Here is a 2,500-nt window from a genome sequence, read left to right as displayed (position 1 = left end):
CTTAAAAGGGCGCATGAGTTCGTGGGATCAGACCCGAAACCAGATGATCTAGCCATGAGCAGGATGAAGGTTGGGTAACACCAACTGGAGGTCCGAACCGACACCCGTTGAAAAGGGTCCGGATGACTTGTGGCTAGGGGTGAAAGGCCAATCAAATCTGGAGATAGCTGGTTCTCCGCGAAAGCTATTTAGGTAGCGCCTCGGACGAATACCTGCGGGGGTAGAGCACTGGATGGGTGATGGGGTCCCACAGACTTACTGAGCCTAACCAAACTCCGAATACCGCAGAGTACTATCCGGGAGACACACGGCGGGTGCTAACGTCCGTCGTGAAGAGGGAAACAACCCTGACCAACAGCTAAGGCCCCCAATTCGTGGCTAAGTGGGAAAGCATGTGGGATTTCCAAAACAACCAGGAGGTTGGCTTAGAAGCAGCCATCCTTTAAAGATAGCGTAACAGCTCACTGGTCTAATCAAGAGATCCTGCGGCGAAGATGTAACGGGGCTCAAGCCACGAGCCGAAGCTTTGGATGCACAGCAATGTGCGTGGTAGCGGAGCGTTCTGTGATATAGAACGCTGCCTCCTTACCTCCCTCGGGAGTATTGGAGGCAATGTTCTGACTGTGAAGCCGGGTCGTAAGGCAGCCGGTGGAGTGATCAGAAGCGAGAATGTTGACATGAGTAGCGACAAACAGGGTGAGAGACCCTGTCGCCGAAAGTCCAAGGGTTCCTGCTTAAAGCTAATCTGAGCAGGGTAAGCCGGCCCCTAAGGCGAGGCCGAAAGGCGTAGTCGATGGGAACCAGGTTAATATTCCTGGGCCAGGAGGAAGTGACGGATCCTTAGTGTTGTCAGATCTTATCGGATTGATCTGGCAGCTGCGGGGTCCCTGGAAATAGCCCTCCACAAGACCGTACCCGAAACCGACACAGGTGGACTGGTAGAGTATACCAAGGCGCTTGAGAGAACCACGTTTAAGGAACTCGGCAAAATGCCTCCGTAAGTTCGCGAGAAGGAGGCCCGGTTCGTAGGCAACTATGGGCCGGGGGCACAGACTAGGGGGTGGCGACTGTTTACTTAAAACACAGGGCTGTGCGAAGCCGTAAGGCGACGTATACAGTCTGACGCCTGCCCGGTGCTGGAAGGTTAAAAGGAGGGGTGCAAGCTCCGAATTGAAGCCCCAGTAAACGGCGGCCGTAACTATAACGGTCCTAAGGTAGCGAAATTCCTTGTCGGGTAAGTTCCGACCTGCACGAATGGCGTAACGATCTCCCCGCTGTCTCAAACGTGGACTCAGCGAAATTGAACTGTGTGTCAAGATGCACACTACCCGCGGTTAGACGGAAAGACCCCATGCACCTTTACTATAGCTTCGCACTGGCATCAGGATTGTGATGTGCAGGATAGGTGGTAGGCTTTGAAACCGGGACGCCAGTTCCGGCGGAGCCTCCCTTGAGATACCACCCTTCGCACTCTTGATGTCTAACCGCGGTCCGTTATCCGGATCCGGGACCCTGCGTGGTGGGTAGTTTGACTGGGGCGGTCGCCTCCCAAAGAGTAACGGAGGCGCGCGAAGGTTGGCTCAGAGCGGTCGGAAATCGCTCGTTGAGTGCAATGGCAGAAGCCAGCCTGACTGCAAGACTGACAAGTCGAGCAGAGACGAAAGTCGGCCATAGTGATCCGGTGGTCCCAAGTGGGAGGGCCATCGCTCAACGGATAAAAGGTACGCTGGGGATAACAGGCTGATGATGCCCAAGAGTCCATATCGACGGCATCGTTTGGCACCTCGATGTCGGCTCATCTCATCCTGGGGCTGGAGCAGGTCCCAAGGGTATGGCTGTTCGCCATTTAAAGAGGTACGTGAGCTGGGTTTAGAACGTCGTGAGACAGTTCGGTCCCTATCTGCCGTGGGTGTAGGATACTTGAGAAGAGTTGCCCCTAGTACGAGAGGACCGGGGTGAACGGACCACTGGTGGACCTGTTGTCGTGCCAACGGCAGTGCAGGGTAGCTATGTCCGGACAGGATAAACGCTGAAGGCATCTAAGCGTGAAGCCCCCTTCAAAACTAGGTATCCCTTGAGGGCCGTGGAAGACCACCACGTCGATAGGCCGGAGATGTAAGCGCAGCAATGCGTTCAGTTGACCGGTACTAATTGCCCGATTGGCTTGATTTGATCCAGTAGAAGAAAATCTTCCACTGAATAAAGCAAGTATACACAAATAACGTACTCGACTTGGACACTCGCTCCTTCCTCGGTTTGGTGGTCATAGCACGAGCAAAACACCCGGTCCCATTCCGAACCCGGCAGTTAAGTGCCGTCGCGCCAATGGTACTGCGTCTCAAGACGTGGGAGAGTAGGTCACCGCCAAACCTAGTAAGAAGCGACAAATTCTCTCTCAAACGATAACATAAACAAACAGTCGCGGGGTGGAGCAGCCCGGTAGCTCGTCAGGCTCATAACCTGAAGGTCGTAGGTTCAAATCCTACCCCCGCAACCAAAA

General features: G+C 54.4%; 1 tRNA gene and 2 rRNA genes (1 of these 3 cut by a window edge). All 3 read left to right on the top strand.

Going from position 1 to position 2,500, the window contains the following annotated elements:
- Positions 1-2,172 (top strand): 23S ribosomal RNA (locus MXB90_RS17530) (it extends 659 nt beyond the left edge of the window).
- Between the two features lie 83 nt (positions 2,173-2,255).
- Positions 2,256-2,370: ribosomal RNA gene (rrf, locus tag MXB90_RS17525) — 5S ribosomal RNA — on the top strand.
- A 50-nt stretch (positions 2,371-2,420) separates the two neighbouring features.
- Positions 2,421-2,497: transfer RNA gene (locus MXB90_RS17520), tRNA-Met, on the top strand.
- Positions 2,498-2,500 lie beyond the last annotated feature (3 nt).

The organism is Phaeovulum molybdatiresistens (assembly GCF_023544865.1).
Taxonomy (GTDB): Bacteria; Pseudomonadota; Alphaproteobacteria; order Rhodobacterales; family Rhodobacteraceae; genus Pontitalea.
The sequence above is the reverse complement of the archived record's forward strand: the minus strand, read 5'-3'. Positions and strand labels throughout refer to the sequence as shown.